Genomic DNA, 19696 nt, shown 5'->3' on the forward strand with positions numbered 1-19696 from the left:
TATTGACAAAGGGTCTCCTCGGTGAAAAGGAGCTAAATCATGAATGAAAAAGTAAGGCAAATTCCACCAGTACATGAGTTGCAAAAACACGATGTATTTCAAGAAGCTGTTGAACAGACAGGAGACGTATCCATTGTCACAAATTGGCTTCGAGATGAAGTGAATAAGCTTCGAAAGCAATTCTTAAATAATCATGGCCCTGATGTTTCTAACAAACAAGCAATAGCTGATTACTTAGTTGAACAGACTTTGCATAAAAGCCAGCAATTTACGAGCAATCGGCTGACACGTGTTATTAATGGAACAGGCACCATTTTACACACGAATCTGGGGCGGGCTAAGATGAGTGAGAAAGCTGTCCAAAAAGTAGCTTTAGCCGCTCGGCACTATAGTAATTTAGAGTTTGATATTACGAACGGCAAGCGAGGTTCTCGACACGACATTCTTGAAGACCTTATTGTCGAATCTACAGGCTGTGAAGCAGCAATGGTTGTCAATAATAATGCAGCTGCGGTGTATTTGGTGTTAAAAGCACTGGCTCATGACCAAGAGGTTGTTGTATCACGCGGTCAGCTTGTTGAAATCGGCGGATCATTTCGGGTGTCATCTATTATGGAAGAAAGCGGTGCTCAGCTAGTAGAAGTAGGCACGACAAATAAGACACATCCGTATGATTATGAACAGGCCATCACCGAAAAAACAGCAATGTTAATGAAAGTTCATACGAGCAACTTTAAAACAATCGGCTTCACAAGAGAGGTCTCTGTAGAAGAGCTCGCTCATATCCGAAACAAACACGAACAAAAGCTCATTTTGTATGAAGATTTAGGCAGCGGAGCCATTTATGATTTTACACAACATGGCATCGGGGAAGAGCCTACTGTCTCGCATGTTTTAGAGCAAGGTGCAGACCTTGTCACCTTTTCTGGCGACAAGCTGCTTGGCGGCCCGCAAGCAGGTATTATTGCAGGAAAGAAACAGTGGATTGACCGTTTAAAAAAACACCAACTTGCCAGAGTGCTGCGTGTCGATAAGATGACGCTGGCAGCATTAGAGGAGACGTTAAAAGCATATGTAAAAGGAAAAGAAGAGTTGTTGAATATTCCCACAGTCAAACAAGTGCTGGAGTCAAAAGAGTCTATAGAAGCGCGGGCTGCTGCGTTTGTGCAAAAAACATCCTTTAAGCTGTGGAAGCCATATATACAAGAGGATGTATCAAAAATAGGCGGTGGAACGATGCCGGAAGTGACAATTGCAACTGCTGTAGTTTGTATCGAGACAAAGCCAGTACCTGCGCATACGGTGGTGGAAAAGCTCCGAACAGAGGAAGATCCGCCGATTGTTGCTCGAGTAAGTGATGAAAAAGTGGTGTTGGACTTTCGTACATTGACTTCAGAAGAAAGCGATACGGTGTTAGAAGCACTGCAAATGATAGAAAAAGAGCTGTCCCGCAAGTCGGGATAGCTTTATTCTATGGATATTTCCGTTGAAGCGTACTTAAAAACTATGCATACACTGGCTGAGAAGAGGAATGCACACATTCTCTAGCAAATGCAAAGGCTTGCCTTGTCATTAGACAGGGGTAGAAAACCTGATTGGTTAAAGCCGCGGCTGGGATGGTGCGGAGAGCGATGTTTGTTCACGGGAAATAAAGGTCTGTGCCATAAACCGGGTTGATTTTATTTTTGATGAACAGCAGCTGAAATATATGTGGATACCTGTGGGACAAGCAGCAGCAAAAGATTCCGCAGTTAGCGAATTTTGCTCATGAGAACCCGTGTAAGTGGGGAGCTAAAGGTGTACGTCAGCTAGAAATCTCCGTTTAGAATACCTCCTTTAACTTTTTCTTTATCTTTTCTCTAACTTTTGCTATTCTAAAGAAGTGGGTTGAAATCATCGTATTTTTCTGCATATTACGAAGAAAGGCATTATGTTTCGACTTTTTTAGCAATCTGTTATATCATAGGTTTTGAGGAGGGAATACATATGAGTGCAAATCAAGATGTTTTTCAAGCCCGTAAATCATTTACGGCCAATGGAAAGACGTATTACTACTATGACATTCAAGCACTAGAAAAAGCGGGTATCGCTAATGTTTCAAAGCTTCCTTATTCGATTAAAGTGTTATTAGAATCTGTATTAAGACAGCTGGATGGCAAAGTCATCAAGAAAGAACACGTAGAAAGTTTAGCAAACTGGGGAACGGATAAAGGTGGAAAAGAAGATGTTCCTTTTAAACCATCCCGGGTTATTTTGCAAGACTTTACCGGTGTGCCAGCGGTTGTTGACTTAGCCTCTCTTCGTAAAGCAATGGCAGATATCGGTGGAGATGCAGAAAAGATTAACCCAGCTATTCCAGTTGACTTAGTTGTGGATCACTCTGTTCAAGTAGATGAGTTCGGTTCTTCTGATTCACTTCACCGCAACATGGATTTAGAGTTTGAAAGAAACGAAGAGCGCTATAAGCTGTTGAGCTGGGCCACAAAAGCATTTGATAATTACAGTGCTGTACCCCCTGCAACAGGAATTGTACACCAAGTGAACCTAGAGTACCTTGCTTCTGTTGTTCATACGAAAGAGACAGAAAGCGGAGAGGTAGAAACATATCCAGACACACTAGTGGGGACAGACTCACATACGACGATGATTAATGGCCTTGGTGTTCTTGGCTGGGGTGTAGGTGGTATCGAAGCCGAAGCAGGCATGCTGCAGCAACCATCTTATTTCCCTGCTCCAGAAGTTATCGGTGTGCGATTGAAAGGATCACTTCCAAACGGAGCAACAGCGACCGATTTAGCATTGAAAGTAACGCAAGTGCTGCGTGAAACAAATGTAGTTGGTAAGTTTGTAGAATTTTTTGGTCCTGGCCTTGCGGAAATGCCGCTTGCAGATCGTGCAACCATTTCGAACATGGCACCGGAATACGGCGCTACTTGCGGTTTCTTCCCAGTAGACCAAGAAGCATTAAATTACTTGCGTCTGACTGGCCGTTCAGAAGAACACATTAAGATGGTAGAAGAATACTGCAAAGCGAATAATCTTTTCTATGAAGATGGAAAAGAAGAACCAGAATTTACGAAAGTAGTAGAAATCGACCTTGCTGACATTGAGCCAAGCCTTTCTGGTCCAAAACGCCCGCAAGACCTTATTGCGATGTCTGACATGAAAAAGCAGTTTAACGAAGCACTGACAGCTCCTGCAGGAAATCAAGGGTTTGGTGCGGCGCCAGAAGATGTCAATAAAAAAGTAGAAGTGAAGCATCCAAACGGCAAAACGTCCACACTTGAAACAGGTGCGGTAACGATTGCAGCAATTACAAGCTGTACGAACACGTCCAATCCGTACGTTATGATTGGTGCAGGTCTTTTAGCGAAAAAAGCAATTGAAAAAGGGTTAGATGTTCCGGAATACGTGAAAACATCCCTCGCGCCTGGCTCTAAAGTTGTCACAAGTTATCTAGAAGATGCCGGCCTTATGCCTTATTTAGACCAGCTTGGATTTAACCTGGTAGGTTATGGCTGTACCACATGTATTGGTAACAGTGGTCCGCTTCCAGAAGAAATTGAAGAAGCAATTGCAGACAATGATTTGCTCGTTTCTTCTGTATTGAGTGGTAACCGTAACTTCGAAGGACGTATTCATCCGCTTGTGAAAGCAAACTACTTAGCTTCACCGCCGCTTGTTGTAGCTTATGCACTCGCTGGTAACGTGAACTTTGATATGAACAACGACTCTTTCGGTAAAGACAAAGACGGTAATGATGTGTATTTTGAAGACATCTGGCCGGCAGCTGCTGAAATTCAAGAGTACGTTCATAACAATGTATCTCCAGAATTGTTTAAAAAAGAATACGAAAGCGTATTCGATAACAATGAGCGTTGGAATGCATTGCAGTCTGATGAAAATGCAGCATTGTATGACTGGGATGAAGAATCCACATACATTCAAAATCCGCCATTCTTTGAAGAAATGTCTGAAGAACCGGATGACATTAAAGAATTGAACGACTTGCGTGTAATTGGTAAATTTGGTGATTCGGTGACAACCGACCACATTTCTCCGGCAGGTTCGATTGCAAAAGACAGCCCGGCTGGCAAGTATTTGATGGATAAAGGGTTAAAACCTTCTCAGTTTAACTCTTACGGCTCCCGACGTGGTAACCATGAAGTTATGATGAGAGGTACATTTGCCAACATCCGCATTAAAAACCAACTTGCACCTGGAACCGAAGGCGGATACACAACGTATTGGCCAACAGGCGATGTAATGGCCATTTACGATGCGGCAATGAAGTATAAAGAAGATAACACCGGTCTTATGGTGATTGCAGGTAAAGACTACGGGATGGGAAGCTCACGTGACTGGGCTGCAAAAGGTACAAACCTTCTCGGCATCAAGACGGTTATCGCGGAAAGCTTCGAGCGTATTCACCGCAGCAACCTTGTCTTAATGGGTGTTCTTCCGCTTCAATTTAAAGAAGGGGAGAATGCAGAAACATTAGGATTGACTGGTAAAGAGACATTTGATGTAAAAATTGATGATAACGTGCAGCCACGCGATTACGTTCAAGTAGAAGCAACAGATGAAGATGGCAACAAGAAAACATTTGAGGCGCTTGTACGCTTTGACAGTGACGTAGAAGCTGATTACTATCGTCACGGTGGTATTCTGCAAATGGTTCTTCGTAGCAAGCTTGCAGAAGCAAGAAGTGCCCAAAATTAAGAGACAGATATTTAAGAGCCGGACCTTTAACAGGTTCGGCTTTTTGTTATACATCATATACTAGAATAAAAATTTCACGTACCGTATTTTTTAACAAAATAGTATAAAAATTTATTCATTAGAACATAATGATAATAAAAATATATGGAGGTTTTCGTATTGAAGAAGAAAAAACGCATTTCATTAAAAGAACTATTAGAAGAAAATAAACAAGAAATTCTAAATAACCCAAGCATATTAGATAAAATTGAAGAAAGATGGGAAAATAAAAAAGCGATGAAATAAAACACAATACTTCATACAAAAAGCCGCCTTCATGGCGGTTTTTTTAAGTAGAAATTGTCGATAAAAATATCCTTTTTATATCTTGCTAAAAAACATAAAAAAAATCATAATGTAAAAGAAGGAGAAACCTAAATGGCAGGAGTAATAAAAATGGATTATTTAGAACCGCAGCATCGAATGAAACATAAACACCGCTTTATTCCTTGGAAAATGTTATTCATCCTTTTGTTATTGCTTTATTTTAGTGTTCTTTTTTATATCACATTATTTGCTTGGAATTACGGATCTTCCTATGGAGCATTAGGACCAGGAGGGAGAAACTATAACCTTATTCCATTTCGCAGTATTTATCGTATTGCCTACTACAGTCCAACCATTGATAATCCTCTGCGCATTCTTGGAGGAAATATCATGATGTTTATACCTTTTGGTGTTCTTACTGCTCTAATAAGCTATAGAAAACGCAGAGCGTTCTGGCTTATTCCTTTGCTTTCCGTTCTGTTATCTATGTTCATTGAAGTCAACCAATTCATTTTCACCCATCGCGTTGCTAATATTGATGATGTTATTCTTAATACAGCAGGCGGTATAATTGGTGCTTGGTTCACTTTATTCTTTTGCTGGCTATATCAATGGCTAAAACAGCATAAAACGTTTTAAGAGCTGTCTCAATCATTATTTGAGGCAGCTTTTTTGTGCTATATTTTTTATTTACCGGAAAAATAATGTAGAATAGAAGAAGATTACTAAGAAGGAGCGTTCACGATTGGCTATTTCAAATCACAGCAATGTAGAACATCATCTGCAAATATGGGAAGAGCATGTGGGGCACTATAGTCTGCAAGAAGCTCAGCAAATTCTCGATGAAGCAGATATCCAAATAGACAGCGAACGAAAGATAGCGGCGAAAGTGTATGCTCTTTTGGCAAGAGATCGATATGACAAACGCGGGCGATTTGACCCAATTGTTAAATATTGGATGGAATATACAAAAAGCTTGTATAACCAGGAGCCTGCCTATTTATATATGGCTGCTTTGGAACAACTAGAGTACATGAAAGAAAATATTTTTACACAGCCATTACCTTCTATGCGCGAAACCGACCAGAGCAGCGCACGAAAAAAAGCAGCCGGTCAGCTTCAAGATATCGCCGAAAAAGAACGGACTGTATTGCAGCAAACAATAGAAAATATCGAACACAATCATATATTCTGGCACACACTCGCATCTTGGCACGATATAACAAAAACAGATATTATGAACATTCTAGAGGAAGGCAAAGCGTCATTTGAAACGCTGCAGCAAGCTGCCAATGATTACATTCAAACTGCATCTGGTTCCTTTTATTCACCTGAAGCCGTTCAAACCATTAAATCGACCATTTCGCATATTAATCATCTGAAAAAAGAATGGTCTGCTCTTTTGAAACGATCTACGTCGCTGGCTTTAGATAAAGAAAATCCTCTGGTGGAATTGCAGCAAATGATTGGCCTGGAGAATATCAAAAAACGGGTACACCGTCTGTATCATTACCTCCAATACCAAGAACAACGCAAACAACGAGGCTATCATTTACAAGACGAAAGAAGCTTACATATGATCTTAACTGGAAATCCCGGTACTGGCAAAACAATGCTTGCCCGAATGCTTGCCAAAATATATCATCATCTTGGTGTTTTGCAACGTGATGACGTATTAGAAGCAGATCGTTCCCAACTTGTCGGCAGTTATGTTGGCCAAACTGAAGAAAAAACCATGAACCTTGTAAAAGAAGCTGTCGGCGGTGTTCTTTTTGTTGATGAAGCTTATAGCTTAAAAAGAGAAGGAATGTCCGGAAATGATTTTGGTCAAACCGCTATCGATACACTTGTATCTGCTATGACAAGTGGCGAGTATGCTGGAACATTTGTCGTGATTTTGGCTGGTTATCCAGACGAAATGAGACAGTTTCTCCAATCAAATCCCGGACTTCGCAGCCGTTTCCCCGAAAGCAATCACATCCATTTACCGGATTATTCTTTAGACGAATTAGTAGAGATTGCTGATAAAGTGGCGTTAGATAATGACTTTATCATCAACAATGACGGCAAACGAGAATTAACCAAGCGCATCGAAACAGAACAAGTAGATGAAACATTTGGCAATGCACGAACCGTTAAAAATATCGTTATGGATGCTATTTTTCAAAAAGGGGCAAGCATCGGCGGGGATACTGCCGCTGATAGAGATGATTTTGCTTTATTATCAGCCGAAGACATGAAAGACCCTGTGATAGAAGAAAAAGCTTTACACACCGAATCTCCTCTTGAACAACTAGAATCTTTAATTGGACTGGACGAAGTGAAACAAGAAATGAAGAAGTTAACAGCGTTTATTCGTATTCAAAATGAACGTAGAAAGGCAGATATGAAAACAGCACCGGTTCAACTGCATACTGTTTTCACAGGACCGCCCGGCACTGGAAAAACAACCGTTGCTCAGCTGTATGCCAGCATTTTGAAAGACATCGGACTATTGAAGCGCGGTCACACGATTGTATGTGGAAGAAGTGATTTGGTCGCTGAGTATACAGGCCAAACTGCTGCCAAAACAATGCGCAAAGTACGTGAAGCACTAGGTGGTGTCTTATTCATTGATGAAGCCTACTCTTTAGCTTCACCTTCTGGAGCAGACTTTGGAAAAGAAGCATTGGATACGCTTGTCGATGAAATGACAAAACACGGAGAAAACCTCGTAGTGATTCTCTCTGGCTACTCTCGGCCGATGAAACAGCTTTTCCAAGTAAATCCGGGTCTGACATCGCGTTTTAAAAAGACATTTTACTTTCCGCCGTTTACCTCGGAAGAATTAACTTCTGTCACTGTACAGTACGTTCAGAACATGGGATATTATTTTGAACAAGGAGCAGCAGACGAACTGCATCGTGTATATCAAACAATGGATACAAGTGGAAACGCCAGGTTTGCGGTTGATTTTGCTGAAGAAATATTTCAACAACATGCGTTTCGCATCATGAATGATAAAAAAACAAGCACTGATTCACTACAATTAATCCAAACAACCGATATATATGCAGCTAAAGCAGATAAACAAGTAGAAAGCGAGGATAATACGAATGAAAGTCACTCAAACAAACATTGATGTTCGATATGCAGAAACCGATCAAATGGGGGTTGTCCATCATTCTAACTATGTCGTATGGTGTGAATTAGGCCGGACCAAGTTAATTAACGAACTAGGATTTGATTATGCAGAATTGGAATCATCTGGTATATTATCACCAGTTATCAACATAAACCTTGACTACAAACAGCCCGCTCATTTTGGAGAAACGGTCACTATTTCAACATGGATTGAATCTTATGATGGAATCCGTGTGATTTATGGTTATCACACGGAAAACGAAAAAGGAACAACCTGTATGGAAGGGACGAGTACTCATGTCTGTGTGAATAAAGAAACATTTCGTCCGATATCCATCAAAAAACACTTGCCAGACTGGCACAAAACATACGAAAAACATAAAAAATAATAAACCGTTATATGGATTGGAATTGATGTAAATAGAAAGAAGGAAAAACAATGGCATTTGGAATAACAAAAGAAGAGTTAAATGCTTGGAAAGAAAAAGCATCTAACGAAGAAATAGCTTTTATCACCCATTACTGGTACGATGACCGCTTTCCTGACTGCAGTACGGTAACAAAAGCAGGCTGCAAAAACATCTCGAAATTAAAAGCGTGGGGAAGGGAGTACGGATTAAAACCGGAGTGGATTCATTATCGCAATCCTTTCCCTCACTTTGATCTGCTTGGTGAACGGCAGCGCCATATTTTGAAAGCAGAAAAACAATTCCAGCAAATCGAACGGTTTGCTTTAGATGACAGGACACGTTTGAAGGAAAGCGAAACCAGGAAAAGGTAATATAAACAATACATGGAGGGATAAAGATGCGTACCACACAAAACGACATTATTAATGACTTACAAGTACGTTCGACCATTGATTCCAATGAAGAAATAACAAAACGGGTACGTTTTTTAAAAGAGTATGCGAAACAAACTGGCAGCAGCGGTTTTGTCCTTGGTGTTTCCGGCGGTCAAGATTCTTCTCTAGCCGGTAAATTAGCTCAGCTGGCTGTAAACGAATTGAATAAGGAAGAAACAAAAACATATACATTTATAGCGGTCCGCCTTCCTTATGGGAAACAATTTGATGAAGACGATGCTGCTGCAGCCATGGCATTTATTTCACCTGACAAAGACATCACGGTCAATATTCAGCCAGCTGTCGATGCATCCGAACGTGCCTTTGAAGAAGGGGTAGGCCAAAAGATGAGTGACTTTAACAAAGGAAATACAAAAGCCAGAGAGCGCATGAAAGTACAATATGATATTGCTGCAGAATACGGATGTTTAGTGATCGGCACCGATCATGCAGCAGAAGCAGTAACAGGGTTTTTCACTAAACATGGAGATGGGGCATGCGATATTGCACCATTAGCTGGCTTAAATAAACGACAAGGAAAGCAGCTATTAAAAGAGTTGAATGCTCCAGCCTCTCTATATGAAAAAGTGCCAACTGCTGATTTAGAAAGTGATAAACCAGGTCTGCCGGATGAAGAAGCACTTGGTATGACATATGAACAAATCGATGACTTCTTAGAAGGAAAAACTATTGATACAAACACAGCAGAAAAGCTGATTAAAAAGTACAATCAAACGGAGCATAAGCGACAGCTGCCCGTTACCATCCATGACAGCTGGTGGAAATCGTAGCATCATTTATAAACTACCTGATTCCATTCGTTACAGGAACTCATACGATTTATCAGGCTTTTTCAGGGATAGAGGAGAGGGAAAACATGGATAAAAAGTATTGGTTTTTACTAGCACTCACATTAATTCTCGGTGTTTTCAGCGGAATGTTTATTGAATCACAGCGACATACAGGAGAGAACATCGACAGCAGCAGTGATCAATTCACCCAAACAGTTGCAGCCGATTCAGAACATTTACTGGAAATGGGGGAAACAGGGCGTGTCAACCGCTTTGATATTACGGTTCATGATGCGTACATAATGAGCCAGGAAGAAAAACATTATGTCATCGTAGACGTATCTTTTCTAAATACAGCAGAAGAGGTGCGTGAGATTCCTCTATTTAACACGATCGTTGTGGATGAAAGTGGTCATACATCGGAATATGAGACCACACATGATGACCAACGCCTTGTTGGCGGACAAATCCGTCCAGAGGGACTTCGCCGTGGAACCATTGCGTTTCCAGTTAAGTCTTCCTCGCACTATGAATTCTCTTATGTAGACCATACAGGAAGAGGCATGGCAACATGGAAATTAGAATTAAATGAAGAGAAAAACGCATAACAGCGTTGTCTTTATAGATTTTTATTCAGGCGGAGGGATTCGTCTGAATTTATGTTTTTAAGAGCAAAAATAAGAGAGTGTCTTCACTCTAGTTTTCCCATGCGATTATCATTAAACAATACGATGAAATTCTTGAAGAGGTATTGCCTATTTTCACAATTCATGATATTTTGTAGAATTAAAGCAGCTGTTCAAAGGACGAATATAAAATCAATCATATAAAGAAAAGAATAGAAATTCATGAAGGAGTACGAGAGACGTATGCCTATTAAAGTACCAGATCATTTACCGGCAAAAGATATATTAACTAAAGAAAATATTTTCGTTATGAATGAAAGTCGTGCGTACACACAGGACATCCGGCCTCTAAAAATTCTTATACTGAATTTAATGCCTTTAAAAGAAACGACAGAAACACAAATTTTACGTATGCTCGGCAATACTCCTCTGCAAGTGGATGTATCTTTTCTGCATCCTGATACGCATCGTTCTAAAAATACACCTCAAGAACATTTAGCAGCGTTTTATAAAACATTTGATGAAATCAGTTATCGTAAATTTGACGGAATGATTATTACCGGGGCGCCAATAGAAAAACTGGACTTTGAAGAGGTCGACTATTGGGAGGAAATGACAAAAATTTTACAGTGGAGTACAGAAAACGTTACCTCCACGCTCCATATTTGCTGGGGTGCACAAGCTGGATTATACTACCACTACGGAGTTCCAAAACATTCACTTCCAGAAAAGAAATTTGGTATTTTTAAACATAGAATTAATAATCCCCATCATCGTTTATTAAGAGGGTTTGATGATGAATTTTACGTCCCGCATTCACGTTATACAGAGACACGCAGAAGTGATGTGGAAAAAGTTCCAGAATTAGAGATTCTCTCAGAATCTGAAGAAGCTGGCTTGTACCTGGTCGCCTCCAAAGATGGCAAGCAAATTTTTCTGACCGGCCACAGTGAATATGATAAAGAAACACTACAAGATGAATATATAAGAGATAACCGCAGAGGAATAGGAACCGACATCCCTGAAAACTATTTTCCAGAAAACAATCATTTATTAGAACCGCGGCTTAAATGGCGGGCTCATTCCAATCTATTGTATTCCAATTGGCTGAACTACTTTGTTTATCAACAAACGCCTTATGATTTTGCGTGAAAGCAAGGCACACATGAATCTGTATAAGAAAGAAGCTCTTATACAGATTTTTTCGTTAAATTAGCTGATGAATATAGGTGATATAAAATGGATGTACTCGATGTAGTTATGAATAAAGGAAATGCTTTTCCATTCTTTCAACCAATCATAAGTGCAGACAAACAAGAAGTAACCGGGTATGAAGTGCTACCACGCTATCAAAAAGAAAACAACGATATTATCAGCCTTAGTCCGATATTGAATGACACTGCTATTCCCGAAGAATATCGAGTAGAATTGGATGAGCATATCCGCCATCAAGCATTGCAGCACTATATCACAGAAAACCGGGATGACTATTTGTTTCTAAATGTTGATGCTAACGTTATAGCAGCAGACGGCGGAGAAACATTTTTTGAAAAACTTGCCTATTATACAAATCAAGGAATTGCCTTGGAGCACATTATTTTAGAGATAAAAGAGCACCACTTTCAAGGCAGCACTTCCCAATTGAAACACTTCATTCAATATGTTCAAAGCATGAACATGAAAGTGGCACTTGATGATGTTGGCAAAAGTACCAGCAATCTAAACTCTATTACTTATTTAGAACCGGATATTATAAAAGTACACTTAGGATTTATGGAAGATCACTCATTTCCAAGCATTTTCCGCGAGATGCTGCATTCCCTGTCCATGATTTCAAGAAAAATCGGAGCTTCGCTTTTGTTTGACAACATCTCCGAATTTCACCAGTTAAACTATGCTTGGCGTCACGGAGCGCGATATTATCAAGGTCACTATTTAGGAAGACCAAGTAATACAACGGTAGACAAAACAACATTCGCTGCCTCGCTTCGAAAAGACTTCCATCACTTTTTACAGTTTGAAAAAAAGAAAATCCAAGCACAGTACGGTCTCATAGATACCCTTAATGCACGTCTATATGAACATATAAAAGCAACCAAAGAAGTTAGTGACATTGATAAACTAACACAAGACGTTGCCAAATCTTTTGAAGATATTGCTTTTCGCGTTTACATTTGTAATCAGGAAGGTTTTCAACAATCAGGAAACGCCTTGCTGGACCAAGATGGTCAGTGGCAATACCGCAAAGAAGAACGTCATCGCAACTGGAGCTGGCGTCCATACTTTTTAGAAAATATTATTAAAATGAATTATGAAAAACGCGGTATTCTATCAGATTTGTATACCGATATCCATAAAGGGGAGCGCATACGCACATATTCCTATCCGGTCAACGAAGAGTTATATGTGTTTTTGGACATCCCTTATTCTTACTTATATGAACAAGATTTTTTATTATAGAGAAAGGAACAACGCAGGCTGAGCACGTACCGCTCGGCCTGTATTTTATGAAAAACAGGAGGATATGATTATGGTGCGCGAAAAAGGCATACTTCCTTTAATGACCTATCTGTTTTTTGCTTATTCTGCTTTAACGATTATTATTAGTTACGCTCCTGTTTATTTTCAGCACAAAGGTATTTCCCAGACACACATTGGCTGGCTCATGGCCATTGGTCCGCTTGCTTCTGTATTTGCGCAGCCTTTTTGGGGATATCGAAGCGATAAATGGAAATCCGTTAAAAAAGTTCTGATGGTCTGCATGGGGAGTGCCATCATAATCAGTATCTTCTTTTTTCAAATGAACTCGCTTCTGATGCTGATGTTGTTAATGTTTTGTATGTTTCTCTTCTTAGCCCCCTGCACGGCTTTAGGTGACAGCTTAGCTCAAAAAACAGCTGTCGAGCGGAAGCTGAATTTCGGCTCTATCCGTATGTGGGGGTCATTGGGGTTTGCTACCACATCTCTTATGACAGGGTTTATTCTAGAAGCATACAGCCCAGCGCTCATTCCGCTTCCCTTTTTAGCTTGTGCTCTCACAGCTTTCATTTTCATTTTTCTTTTGCGTGATGTGACACCATCTAAAAAGCCAGTTACCTTATTAAATGCCGTGAAGTTTGGCAGAAAACCACAAGTGTTTATATTTCTTATTCTGATATTTTTTATTTCCGTTGGCCACCGTGCCAATGATAGTTTCTTAGGGCTGTACATTTTAGAACTGGGAGGAAAGGAATCGTACATAGGCAGAGCGTGGTTTGCAGGAGTTGTTTCAGAAGCTGTTGTTTTTTTCTTAACGGCGTTATGGTTTCGGCGGTTTCATCCACTTGTCTTCATTATCACAGCCGGTGTCATCTATGCCGGCCGCTGGCTGATGATGGGGATAATCAATGATCCTGTACATGTCATATGGTTGCAAATGTTTCACGGACTCTCATTTGGCTTTATGTATTTTTCTTCCTTAACTTACATGACCCGGCTCGTACCAGAAGAACTGCAAGCTACCGGACACTTGCTGTTTATTACGACATTTTTTGGTATTTCAGGTATCGTTGGTTCATTGGGAGGCGGCATCGTGATGGATACATGGGGCGGTGCCGGGCTGTATCAATGGCTTGGTATTTTCGGAATCATTGGGACGCTGTCATTAATCGTGTACACGTTCGTACTCCACAACACAGCACACACTGGCAAGGAGGAAGATAAATGAACAACACAGATATTTCTCCATATTTATTATCACCATCAGACCGCTGTCATTTATTTAACGAATCGAGTTTTGCAGACGAACATATCAATAAACTGCACCATTTCATAGAAAAGATTGCTCTTGATTATCGTCATGATGACGCATTGAAACATATCTATGCGTTAAAAGAAAAGTCGCAAACTAAACGGTACACAGCCGCATTCTGCGGGCACTTTTCAGCTGGAAAATCGACGCTTATTAACCTTCTTATCGGAGATCAAGTGCTGCCGGCACACCCAATCCCTACCAGTGCCAACATCGTACATTTTCAGCGAGGTAAGGAGGCCACCTTTTCTTATCAAAACGAAAGCACTGGCAAGAAAACGTATATCCCAATGTCTCAATGGAACAAAGGATGGTTTACGGATGCTTCAGACATGAAAGAAGTATACTTAACCCTTCCTGTCGAGCATTTGCCAAACTACTTTGAAATATTAGATACACCCGGTATTGACTCTACTGATGCCAATCATAAACATTTAGCAGAATCACGGTTATTTGAAGCAGATACCGTGTTTTACGTAGTTGATTACCAAAAAGTGCAGTCAGAAGAAAACTTCGCTTTTTTAAAACAATTAAACGATTCTTACATAAAACCGGTATTGATTGTGAATCAAATGGATAAACACGACGAAGATGAAATGCCTTTTAATGATTTTAAAGAACACATTACAAAAAGCTTAAAGCAATATCGTATTCATCTGCAAAACATATTTTTCTTATCAGCAAAACAACCAGCACTTTACAAATCTGATTGGAATGCTTTTTTAAAGAATTTATATCCTGACTCCAGGCAAAGCGTTCACGATACGGTAAATCAGACATGTGCCCTTCGTTTATATCAGCAATTGGAGAAGACGGCGCTTATGGTTTATGAAAATATACAACCGGGCCCAACGACGCTGGAATATATGCATCGTTATCGTTTTTTGCCGCTGTTAAAACAAACATTACAAGAAAAACAAGCAAGTTTAGAGAATATTTTTGAATGGGAACATGTTATTGAAAAAGATATTTTTGCTTCTAGTGATACCATTTTTAAAAATGCAAAACTTACCCCGTATCACACAAGAAACCTTGTACGGGATTACTTGGAATCAAGACAGGCGTCGTTTCGTTTAAAAGGATTGTTTGCAAAAAAGAAGACAACCCGTGAAAAAGAAAGGCGAAAGCAGCACCTGCTTGACAGCCTTAATCAAAATGTCAGCAATTATATTGATGTCCACTTGCGGCAGCGTTTGCAGGATATCTTGGCTTCTTACGGCGTTCATCCAAAGTCCTTTCAAAAGACATTGTTATCCATTCATTATCATATCGATGAATCCCTGCTGCGTCGAGCAGAAAGGCGTGGGGCACTGTTCACACAAGAATACGTCTTAACATACAGCCGATTCATCATTGATGAAATTAGAAAGCAGTATAAGCAGCTGTTCATCAATATACTTCCAGATATCAAACATGCAGTAAAAAATGAGCAGCACCGTGAAGCAGCTAAACGCACAGAAGAAATTGAAACCATCAAACAGGCCATAACGGACTGGGAACATTTTAACGAAGAAAAGCATCAATTCGTTCATCGTATCAACGATGTCATCGCCACGTTGAAGCAATACGCAAAACCGCTTGCACTGCCGGCAAGTTTTGATACACACACGCATTCCATAACAAAAATATGGCAGAACTTCATCAATGAGGAACAAGAGGTGGATTTAAGCACGTTTTATCACAACAAACAAAACATGCAAAACAATGGATTACACGTTTTAAAACAAACATCTATCCATCAGCTGCAAACAGCAGCAAGCATGCTTCCAGACAGCTTGTCAGATATCCAAAGTTCGCTGGCCGACAAAGCAGTGCGCCTTCAGCAAAAAAACTATCGCATCACATTATTTGGCGGCTTTAGCGCTGGGAAATCTTCATTGGCGAATGCACTGTTAGGAGAACATTTCCTTCCTGTCGCAGCCAATCCAACAACCGCTGCCATTCATTACATTCAAGCACCAGATGATACACACAGCCATCGTGAAGTGAACGTCACATACAAAAGCAAAACGGACATTTTAGAAGATATGAATGATGTGCTGCAGCAGGCCGAAATCATACTTGATGATATTGAAGACTGGCATACGCTTGTGACAGAAGAGACAGAAAAGAAAACAGCTGGCACAAATGAAACAGAAAAAGAACAAGGAAATACAAAAGATAATCATCCATTGTATGTATTAACAGATGATGAACGACAAACCGCTGAACAGTATTATCAATCCTATCATCAATATGCTGATAGAATAAACACGACGGAACACCTTCGCGTAAAGGAGTACCAACGCATGACCTCACGTGAGGACTTGGCCGTGCTAATAAAAGAAGTAAACGTGTATTTTGATTGTCCCTTTACAAAAGAAGGTTATTGTCTCGTGGACACACCTGGAATCGGCTCTATTTACCGGCGGCACAGCCAAATCGCTTTTGAAGAAATGAAGCGTGCTGATGCCATCTTTTTTGTTTGCTACTATAATCACGCCTTTTCCAAAGCAGACCGTGAGTTCTTGCTGCAGCTTGGACGGACAAAAGATTACTTTACATACGATAAATTTTTCTTCTTAGTAAATGCTTCCGATCTTGCAAAAGACGACCATGAATTACGTTCCGTATTGGACTATGTAAGTGATCAGCTGCGCCGCCTGCACATTACATCGCCCCGTGTTCTGCCTGTTTCGGGAAAAAAAGGGCTGCAAGCACACGAAAACAATCATCAACAATTATGGCAGCTATCCGGAATCGAAGGATTTTTGAAACATTTTCAGCAATTTGCTGTCGACTCCTTAGAACAAACCATCGTGAAAGAAGGAACAACAGAAATTAAGCAAGCTATTTCATATTTACAGCAGCAAGTCGCTCACACCAAAGCAGAAGAATCCGAGCGGCAGGCACAATACGATAGATGGAAACAAGAACTTCTAGAACTTGTCGACCGGCTTTTTCACTATGATCCGCACACCGAATGGCAGTGGATTGAACAAGAATTAGAAGAACTGCTGTTTTACGTAAAACAACGTGTGTTTTACCGTTACTATGACGAATTTAAAGACTTGTTTCATGCTGCACGCTTTGATGACAATGCCGACTTTCCTTTGCAGCTGCAGAGAGCTGTCAATCACCTCATTTACTTTATTTTTCATGAAATTGCACAAGAAATACGCGCCACTATTATACGTATGGAATATTTTATCAAAAAGCAATGGGGGGAGCTTCAAGAAGATATCCTTGCAGAAGTCAGCACGGAGATACGAGGCATTTTCGTCAAACAGCAGCTTCCGGATTTTCCAGAAATAACGATTCATGAAGAAATCCCTGTCCAAAGCAGCACCTTTCCTTTTATAAAAGAATACAGCTCATATTATGCTTTCTTTGTTGAGCAAAAAAGCAAAGAAATGAAAGAACGGTTCGAAGAGCATTTGCGGCCCTATGGAGAAAAGGTCGTTGACAAACATCATCAGTTTTTACAAGACACATACTATGTCTTTTTTAAAGAAGCATGGGATCACTACCGGCAACATTTAACGGACTCTCTAATGAAAACGGTCACCGAGTGGGAACATGCAGCAGATACGGCCACAACTGCTCAGCTGCAGCAAACGATTCATAAACTGCAACAGCTTGTTTAAAGGAAATTTTTGTTTGTGTATCATCTGTGATATAATGAATAGAAAAGGCGCAAACATCGCAAAGTTCCGACAGAGTTTGTAAAAAAGGATGGATAACCATACATGGAACAACGTAACATTTTCCTTGACGATGTTCGCCCTAGTCCGGATGATCACATTCTCGTAACAACTGCTGAAGATTGCATGTTACTTTTAAAAGAAAACTTACCGGTATATCACCTATCTCTTGATCATGATTTAGGAAGTAAGCATACCAATGGATTTGAAGTCGTCTTGTTCTTATTAAAAAACAAAACCTTTCCAAAACGAATTACTATACATTCAGCAAACGCACCTGCCGGGAAAAAGATGTACAACCATCTCATTGATGCAAAACGAGCCGGTGTACTACCAGCACATGTCAAAGTTTTTCATCGCCCATTACCGATCAGGTTTCCGTAAGGAAAGGAATGTTTCCAAACCAAGGGAACATTCCTTTTTTTATGATAGATGGAAAGGAGGCAGAGACCCATATGCAGCGAATCACCTTGACAAATAGAGGGGTATCTTATCTCACCAACCATCCCCATCTAAAACAACACATCCTCATCCTGACACACACGTTAGAAGGCAACTGAGGGGGAGATGTCACCTTTTCTTTGATTCAGGTAGAATCAAAAGCGAAAGAACCTGCCGTTCTTGCAGAAGATAACACATATGCACATATAGGCGAAAATCCTGTGCTTGATTATCATCCAGCCATGGGGCTGATAGTAAAAAACAAAAATGAAATGGTTGCTGCAGGCATCCGTATCATAAGAAAAAAAGCTTAAGAATGCATCCACACACAACGAACCCACTTATGCATATCGTAGTATACAAAAGAGGAGAAAAAAGGAGATAAACACCATGATCATTGCCGACACGCACTGTGATGCATTGTGGAAAATGCTGCATGCGCCAGCCCCTTCTTTTCAGGATGCAAACTTGGCTGTAAATGCAAACACCTTAAAGCAGGGAAACGTCTCGATTCAACATTTTGCGCTGTACACTTCTGTTGATGAACCGAAAGCTGTCCAGAGACAGAACATTATGAAACAGCTGGATTACTTTCATCAACACATTACAACCAACCCTCAAATCAAATGGCAGCCAGCACAACCACTTACCGTATCGAATATGTACACCAATGCCATTTTATCCTTAGAAGGAGCAGGAATGTTTGCCGACCAGCTTTCCGAGTGGGAAAATTTAAAAAAACAAGGCGTTCAAATCGCCAGCCTTACCTGGAATGAAAAAAATGACCTTGCCGCCGGCAGCGGCGCATCAAACAGTTATGGACTTACGAAAGCGGGAGAAACCGTCATTGATTGGCAAAATAACAATGGGATGATCACAGACCTCTCTCATTTAAATGAACAAAGCTTTTGGGACGTCATCGAACGTGCTGACCGTGTTATCGTAAGTCATGCGAATGTGAAAGCATTATATCATCATCCTAGAAATATAAGTGATGAACAAATAAACAGCTTAAAACAAAAAAACAGTTTTATTGGATTAACATTCTATCCCCCATTTATCAATGGTACAAAATCAGCTGCATACACAGACTTAGCCAAACAAATTGACTACTTGTGCAGCCTCGGAGCGGAACACATGATTGGATTTGGTTCTGACTTTGACGGCATCGACTATTCGCTTAGCGGATTAAACACCCCGGCAGATTATCCGCGACTGCTTGAGTGGCTGCTTCGTCACTTTCCAGAACATGTAGTAAAAGGTGTAGCTGGACAAAATTTTCAACGCTACTGGAAAGAGAACAGCCAAGCTTAATTTTTTAGGCATATTCCTTTGCAAATATATTATTTTCGGCTAAAATAAAACAATAG

16 protein-coding genes are annotated in these 19696 nt (G+C 40.3%); all 16 read left to right on the plus strand.

Going from position 1 to position 19696, the window contains the following annotated elements; all coding sequences use genetic code 11:
* Positions 1–39 precede the first annotated feature (39 nt).
* The 16 genes from selA (at position 40) to BLT18_RS01675 (ending at position 19640) form a co-directional block, all read left to right on the plus strand.
* Positions 40–1464: an L-seryl-tRNA(Sec) selenium transferase gene (gene selA, locus BLT18_RS01605; RefSeq protein WP_091270565.1), complete on the plus strand. Its 1425-nt coding sequence runs from the start codon at positions 40–42 to the stop codon at positions 1462–1464.
* A gap of 522 nt (positions 1465–1986) precedes the next feature.
* On the plus strand, positions 1987–4722 hold the full coding sequence (gene acnA / locus BLT18_RS01610; RefSeq protein WP_091270567.1) for an aconitate hydratase AcnA: 2736 nt from the start codon (positions 1987–1989) through the stop codon (positions 4720–4722).
* Positions 4723–4881: 159 nt separating this feature from the next.
* Positions 4882–5007, plus strand: coding sequence for an FbpB family small basic protein (locus BLT18_RS01615; RefSeq protein ID WP_139184694.1), 126 nt, complete (start codon positions 4882–4884; stop codon positions 5005–5007).
* Positions 5008–5217: 210 nt separating this feature from the next.
* Positions 5218–5667: a VanZ family protein gene (locus BLT18_RS01620; protein WP_091271135.1), complete on the plus strand. Its 450-nt coding sequence runs from the start codon at positions 5218–5220 to the stop codon at positions 5665–5667.
* Between the two features lie 106 nt (positions 5668–5773).
* Positions 5774–8149, plus strand: coding sequence for an AAA family ATPase (locus tag BLT18_RS01625; RefSeq protein ID WP_091270571.1), 2376 nt, complete (start codon positions 5774–5776; stop codon positions 8147–8149).
* Positions 8124–8540 carry an acyl-CoA thioesterase gene (locus tag BLT18_RS01630; RefSeq protein WP_091270573.1) on the plus strand — a complete coding sequence of 139 codons (417 nt, stop codon included), beginning with the start codon at positions 8124–8126 and terminating at the stop codon, positions 8538–8540. The genes BLT18_RS01625 and BLT18_RS01630 overlap by 26 nt, the downstream gene beginning before the upstream one ends.
* A gap of 50 nt (positions 8541–8590) precedes the next feature.
* The gene (locus BLT18_RS01635) at positions 8591–8932 is read left to right on the plus strand and encodes a hypothetical protein (protein WP_091270575.1); all 342 of its coding nucleotides are present in this window, start codon (positions 8591–8593) and stop codon (positions 8930–8932) included.
* A gap of 26 nt (positions 8933–8958) precedes the next feature.
* Positions 8959–9786, plus strand: coding sequence for an ammonia-dependent NAD(+) synthetase (gene nadE / locus BLT18_RS01640; protein ID WP_091270577.1), 828 nt, complete (start codon positions 8959–8961; stop codon positions 9784–9786).
* Positions 9787–9872: 86 nt separating this feature from the next.
* Positions 9873–10394 (plus strand): DUF4352 domain-containing protein, encoded by a 522-nt coding sequence (locus BLT18_RS01645; RefSeq protein ID WP_091270580.1) that lies wholly within the window; start codon positions 9873–9875, stop codon positions 10392–10394.
* Positions 10395–10655: 261 nt separating this feature from the next.
* Positions 10656–11564, plus strand: a complete 909-nt coding sequence (gene metA, locus BLT18_RS01650; RefSeq protein WP_091270582.1) for a homoserine O-acetyltransferase MetA — start codon at positions 10656–10658, stop codon at positions 11562–11564.
* Between the two features lie 87 nt (positions 11565–11651).
* Positions 11652–12872, plus strand: a complete 1221-nt coding sequence (locus BLT18_RS01655) for an EAL domain-containing protein (protein WP_091270584.1) — start codon at positions 11652–11654, stop codon at positions 12870–12872.
* A 70-nt stretch (positions 12873–12942) separates the two neighbouring features.
* The gene (locus BLT18_RS01660) at positions 12943–14118 is read left to right on the plus strand and encodes an MFS transporter (protein ID WP_091270586.1); all 1176 of its coding nucleotides are present in this window, start codon (positions 12943–12945) and stop codon (positions 14116–14118) included.
* On the plus strand, positions 14115–17828 hold the full coding sequence (locus tag BLT18_RS01665) for a dynamin family protein (protein ID WP_091270588.1): 3714 nt from the start codon (positions 14115–14117) through the stop codon (positions 17826–17828). The genes BLT18_RS01660 and BLT18_RS01665 overlap by 4 nt, the downstream gene beginning before the upstream one ends.
* Before the next feature lie 102 nt (positions 17829–17930).
* Positions 17931–18269 carry a cyclic-phosphate processing receiver domain-containing protein gene (locus BLT18_RS01670; protein WP_091270590.1) on the plus strand — a complete coding sequence of 113 codons (339 nt, stop codon included), beginning with the start codon at positions 17931–17933 and terminating at the stop codon, positions 18267–18269.
* A 197-nt stretch (positions 18270–18466) separates the two neighbouring features.
* Positions 18467–18640: a hypothetical protein gene (locus BLT18_RS18070; protein ID WP_175487328.1), complete on the plus strand. Its 174-nt coding sequence runs from the start codon at positions 18467–18469 to the stop codon at positions 18638–18640.
* A 76-nt stretch (positions 18641–18716) separates the two neighbouring features.
* Entirely contained in the window at positions 18717–19640 is a 924-nt protein-coding gene (locus tag BLT18_RS01675; RefSeq protein WP_091270592.1) for a dipeptidase, read from the plus strand.
* Positions 19641–19696 lie beyond the last annotated feature (56 nt).

The sequence above is a fragment of the Alteribacillus persepolensis genome (genome assembly GCF_900099605.1).
Lineage (GTDB): Bacteria > Bacillota > Bacilli > Bacillales > Marinococcaceae > Alteribacillus > Alteribacillus persepolensis.